The organism is Nonomuraea sp. NPDC049784, from assembly GCF_040659615.1.
Taxonomy (GTDB): Bacteria; Actinomycetota; Actinomycetes; order Streptosporangiales; family Streptosporangiaceae; genus Nonomuraea.
Map to the genome: position 1 here is coordinate 1 of NZ_JBFAMX010000662.1, position 5,435 is coordinate 5,435.

The 5,435-nt window shown below is 71.5% G+C and carries 5 protein-coding genes; 3 read left to right on the forward strand and 2 right to left on the reverse strand.

Going from position 1 to position 5,435, the window contains the following annotated elements:
- On the forward strand, positions 1 to 1,407 hold a 1,407-nt coding region (locus tag AB0J09_RS55045), incomplete at its 5' end, for an amino acid transporter (RefSeq protein ID WP_360710325.1).
- Between the two features lie 5 nt (positions 1,408 to 1,412).
- Here the strand turns inward: AB0J09_RS55045 and AB0J09_RS55050 are convergent.
- Positions 1,413 to 1,997, reverse strand: a complete 585-nt coding sequence (locus AB0J09_RS55050) for a TetR/AcrR family transcriptional regulator (RefSeq protein WP_360710327.1) — start codon at positions 1,995 to 1,997, stop codon at positions 1,413 to 1,415.
- Positions 1,998 to 2,094: 97 nt separating this feature from the next.
- On the opposite strand from AB0J09_RS55050, the gene AB0J09_RS55055 reads away from it, so the two are divergent.
- The gene (locus AB0J09_RS55055) at positions 2,095 to 3,552 is read left to right on the forward strand and encodes an FAD-dependent monooxygenase (protein ID WP_360710329.1); all 1,458 of its coding nucleotides are present in this window, start codon (positions 2,095 to 2,097) and stop codon (positions 3,550 to 3,552) included.
- A 10-nt stretch (positions 3,553 to 3,562) separates the two neighbouring features.
- Here the strand turns inward: AB0J09_RS55055 and AB0J09_RS55060 are convergent, their stop codons facing one another.
- Positions 3,563 to 4,330 (reverse strand): alpha/beta hydrolase, encoded by a 768-nt coding sequence (locus AB0J09_RS55060; RefSeq protein ID WP_360710331.1) that lies wholly within the window; start codon positions 4,328 to 4,330, stop codon positions 3,563 to 3,565.
- 96 nt (positions 4,331 to 4,426) lie between these two features.
- On the opposite strand from AB0J09_RS55060, the gene AB0J09_RS55065 reads away from it, so the two are divergent.
- Positions 4,427 to 5,435: ABC transporter transmembrane domain-containing protein (locus AB0J09_RS55065; protein WP_360710333.1), on the forward strand; the 1,009-nt coding region annotated here is incomplete at its 3' end.

Below are 5,435 nucleotides of genomic sequence, written 5' to 3' on the forward strand. Positions count from 1 at the left end.
GGCGGGGTGTTCCTGATGGGCTTCACCGAGGCCATCGGCATCGCCACGCTGCTCGTCTTCGTCTACCTCGGGCTGAACGCCGTCGTCGTGGCGGCCGCGATCTTGCACGTGCTGGAGGCGCCGCAGGTGGTGGTGAACTGGCGGCACGCGCTGAGCGGCGGCTACAGCAACCCGCTGGCCATGATCGGGCTGTCGCTGATCGTCATGCCGAAGCTGGCGCTGGGCCTGTCCGGGTTCGAGACCGGTGTCGCGGTGATGCCGGTGATCAAGGGCGACATCCAGGAGCGGATCAAGGGCGCCAGGCGGCTGCTCACCACCGCCGCGCTGATCATGAGCGTCTTCCTGATCTTCTCCAGCTTCGTCACCACCGTGCTCATCCCGCCCCACGAGTTCCGGGACGGCGGCAGGGCGAGCGGGCGGGCGCTGGCCTACCTGGCCCACCACTACCTGGGCAACTGGTTCGGCACCGCCTACGACGTGTCCACGATCGCCATCCTGTGGTTCGCCGGGGCGTCGGCGATGGCCGGGCTGATCAATCTGGTGCCGCGCTACCTGCCCCGGTACGGCATGGCGCCGGAGTGGACGGGCGCGGTGCGGCCGCTGGTGCTGGTGTTCTCGGCGATCGGGTTCGGCATCACGATCATCTTCCGTGCGGACGTGAACGCGCAGGGCGGCGCGTACGCCACCGGCGTGCTGGTGCTCATCCTGTCGGCCGCGGTCGCCGTGACGCTGGCGGCCAGGAAGAAGGGCCGGCACCGGTTGGCCGCCGGGTACGCCGTCATCGCAGCCGTGCTGGCCTACACCCTGGTGGCCAACGTCATCGAGCGGCCCGACGGCGTCAAGATCGCCTCGTTCTTCGTCGGGTCGATCATCCTCACGTCGTTGATCTCCCGGACCACCCGCTCGACCGAGCTGCGGGTCACTCAGGTGCACCTAGACTCGCTGGCCGAGCAGTTCGTCAACGAGGTGGCGTGCGGCGAGATCCATGTGATCGCCAACGAGCCGGACAAACGGGATCAGGCCGAGTACAACGAGAAGCTGCGCGAGACCTGGCTCACCCACCGGCTGCGTCCCTCCGAACCGGCGCTCTTCGTGGAGGTGACGGTGCCCGACGCCTCGGAGTTCGAGACCGAGCTGCACGTCAAGGGCGAGGAGCGGTACGGCCACAAGATCCTGACCTTCGAGAGCTCGGCGGTGCCCAACTCGCTGGCGGCGCTGCTGCTGCATCTGCGGGACCGGACCGGCTCGGTGCCGCACATCTACTTCCACTGGACCGAGGGCAACCCGGTGGCCGCCTGGCTGCGCTACCTGGTCTTCGGTGGCGGCGACGTGCCGGCGCTGACCAGGGAGGTGCTGCGCCAGGCGGAGCCGGACCGGTCACGCAGGCCGCACGTCCACGTCGGCTGAACGGCTCAGGACCGCGGCCTGGCGAAGCCGTACAACAGGCCGTCGACCAGGGCGGCGATCTCCTCGGAGTCGGGAAAGGGCGTGTCGTTGACCACGCGCAGGGCGATGACCCCCGAGATCAGGTCCGCGATCAGCAAAGGGTCGGTGGAGGGAGGCAGCTCGCCGCGCTCGACGCCGCGGCGTACCAGCATGGCGATCAGGTCCAGGCGGCGCTTCATGACCGCGCGGAACACCTCGGTGAAGTCGGGGTCGCGGCAGGACTCCCCGAAGCCCTGCCGGAGCAGCATGCGCATCTCGGGCCTGTCGAACGTCCGGATGACGTCCGACAGCGTCCCGGTCAGGTCGCCGCGCACGGAGCCGGTGTCGGCGATGTGGAACTGCTCCAGGCTGACCTGCGAGAACGCGGCGAGGAGCAGGTCCTTCTTGGTCGGATAGCGGCGGAACAACGTCGTGCGCCCCACTCCGGCCTGGGCCGCCACGTCGTCGAAGGTCATCTCGAAGCCCCGCTCGAACAGCAGCTCCGCCATGGCCTGCCTGATGGCGGCGTCGATCTCGGGGTCCGGCCTGCGCCCTCCACGGTTGCCCGGCATCCTGCACCCTTCCGTTGACAGATTCCGGTACTGAGAGTACCAATGAATCAATCGGTACTTAGAGTACCGGTACTTCGAGTACCTAATGGAGACGACCATGGGTGTCATCGTCGTCGGCGCTGGGCCGACGGGTCTCATGCTGGCCGGAGACCTCGCCGCCGCCGGGATCCCGGTCAAGGTCCTGGAGCGGCGGGCCGAGGAGTCCAACCTGACCAGGGCCTTCGCCGTCCACGCCCGCACGCTGGAGCTGCTCGACATGCGCGGCCTGGCCGGCGGGCTCGTCCGTCAGGGCGTCCGGCTCCCGGAGGTGCGGCCGCACATCAAGGGACGGGAGCTGATCTTCAACATGCGCCATCCCGAGAGCCGGTTCCCCTTCGTGCTGATCCTGGGCCAGGCCCGTACGGAGGCGGCGCTGGAGGAGCGGGCCAGGGAGCTCGGCGTGGAGATCGTCCGCGGCGCCGAGGTGAGCGGCCTGGCCCAGGACGCGACCGGGGTCACGCTGACCCTGGAGGACGGGCGTGAGGAGCGGGCCGAGTACGTGGTGGGCTGCGACGGCGCGCACAGCGCCGTGCGCCGTCTGCTGTCGGTGGGGTTCAGCGGGCGCAGCTACGACACCCGCATCCTTCTGGCCGACGTGCTGCTGAAGGCCGATCTGCCGCTTGCGGTCAACCCGTTCATCGGGGACGACGGGGCCGTGCTGCTGCCGCCCTACGGGGACGGCTGGTACCGGGCCACCATCTGGGACCGCGCCGGGCAGGCGGTGCCGATCGAGGAGCCGGTGGGCATCGAGGAGGTCCGCGACGCGCTGCTCAGGATCTCCGGCCAGGACCTCCAGCTGGCGGAGATGCGCTGGTCCACCAGGTTCCTCAGCGAGCGCCGCCAGGCACGCCATTACCGGGTCGGCCGGGTCTTCCTCGCCGGTGACGCGGCGCATGTGCACTCGCCGCTCGGCGCCATGGGCATGAGCACCGGCCTCCAGGATGCCGCGAACCTGTCATGGAAGCTGGCCGCCGCGCATCAGGGGTGGGCGCCGTCCTGGCTGCTGGACACGTACGAGTCCGAGCGCCACCCGGTCGGCCGCGCGGTGCTCCGCCTCACCGACCTGCTCAGACGCCTGGCCGACGCGCCCGCACCGGTCCGCCTGATCCGCCCCTACGTCGCACCCGCCATCCTCAACAACCCGAGGATCTCCGAGTCCGCCCGGCTGACGATGTCGGGTCTCGGCATCACGTACCCGGTCCCCGACGGCACCCCCGGCTCGCCCCTTGCCGGCACCCGGGTCCCCGACCTGCCCCTCACCATCGATGGCCGCGCGGGCCGGCTGTACGAGCACCTGGGCGACGGGCGGTTCGTGCTGCTCACCGCGTCCCCCACAGCCGCCGCGGAACCGTGGCGCGACCGCGTGAGCACGATCACCAGCGACGGCCCGCTGCTGCTTGCGGACAAGGCGAGCTCGGTCCTGGTACGGCCGGACGGCTACGCGGCCTGGACCGCCACCTACCCCGGCATCCAGCAGATCCGCGACGTGCTGAGCCAATGGTGCGGCCCCGCATGAGGCTCGGGAATCACCAGCCCCGGCCGCGCAGGAAGGCGGCGCAGCGGCTGGTCCAGTCGCCGGCGACGGGGTTGTCTTCCGCCATCCCCAGCCCGTGCCTGCCGCTGGGATAGACGTGGACCTCCAGAGGGACCTGGTGGCGGGCCAGCTCCTGAGCCAGTTGGAGGGTGTTGTCGACGGGGACCGCCGCGTCGTCGGCGGTGTGCCACAGGAACATGGGCGGCGTCGCGGCGCCGACCCGGTGGGCGAGCGTCAGCTCGGAGCGCACGGACTCAGGCGCGTCCCGGCCGAGCAGGTTGACGGCGGAGCCCCGATGTGCGGCCGGTCCGGTGAGATCGGTGACGGGGTAGCAGAGCACGGCCAGCCCGGGGTGAGGGTCGGCCCCGTCAATGGCATCGTGCGGGCCCTCCGGCAGCATCGGGCCCGCCTCGGTGGCGAGGAGCCCGGCCAGGTGACCGCCCGCCGAGAAGCCGAGCACCCCGACGCGGGCGGGGTCCACGCCGGTCGACGCGGCGTGATGCCTGACCCAGCGCACCGCCCTGGCGGCGTCGAGCAGGGGCAGCGGATGGCGGTGCGGCGCGATCCGGTAGCGCAGGACGAACGCCGCGATGCCCAGCGAGTTGAGCCACCGGGCCACCGGAGCCCCCTCGTGGTCGGCGAGGTGCTGGTAGGCGCCGCCGGGGAAGACCACGACGGCCGGGGCTGGGCGCTCGCGCCGTACAGGAAAGGCGGTGATGGTCGCCTCGCCGGTCGTGGGCCACAGGGGGTGCTCGCTCATGCCGCGCCTTTCACGTCGTCCGACGACGGATGTTAGCGGCCCGCGGTCGCACCCCCCTGCCCGGCCCGGAGGTGGCCCGGGCTTAGGGTCGGGGGCATGACGGAACGGACGATCATGGCCCCCGGGACGCCCGACTGTCGCAGTGCCGGACGGTACCTGTGGTGGCTGGTCACGAGCCAGCGCGGCAGGATCGCCGTCGGCGCGATCCTGGGCACCGCCTGGATGGTCTGCCTGACGCTGCCCCCGTACGTCCTGTCGCGGGCCATCGACGACGGGCTGACGCCGGGACGCTGGGACGTGCTGGCCTGGTGGGTCGGCGCGGTGCTGGGCATCGGGGTGCTGAACGCCTGGCTGGCCATCATGCGCCACCGCACGATGACCAGGGTCCGGATGGACGCCGCCTTCCGTACCGCACAGGTCGTGGTCCTGCAGGCGACGCGGCTGGGCGCGACGCTTCCGCGCAAGGTCACGGCCGGAGAGGTGGTCACGATCGGGTCCGGCGACGCCGGCGTGATCGCCCACGCGCTGACCATCACCGGCCCCGGCGTCGGCGCGGCCCTCGCCTACGTCGTCGTGGCAGTGCTGCTGCTGGCCGTCTCGCCGCTGCTCGCCGCGGTGGTCCTGCTCGGTGTGCCGCTGCTCGCGGTGCTGCTCGGCCCGCTGATGGGGCGGCTGGGCGGCGCCGAGACGGTGTACCGGGCGCGGCAGGGGGAGCTGGCCGCCCGCTTCGGCGACATCGCCGCGGGCCTGCGGGTCCTGAACGGCATCGGCGGCAAGGAGGTGTACGCCGAACGCTACCGGCGCGACTCCCGCGAGCTGCAGGAGAAGGGCTACCGGGTAGGTGCCGTGACCAGCTGGATCCAGGCCCTGGGAGTCGGCCTGCCCACGCTGTTCCTCGGTGCCGTGACCTGGCTGGCGGCCCGGATGGCGGCGCAAGGGGACATCACCGCCGGGGAGCTGGTGGCGGTCTACGGCTATGCCGCCGTGCTGGTGGCGCCGGTCTCGTTCTTCATCGAGGGGAGCTACGGCCTCAGCCGCGGCCTCGTCGCCGCTCGCAGGGTCGTTCGTCTCCTGACCCTGGAACCCGACGTCACGGGCAGCGACG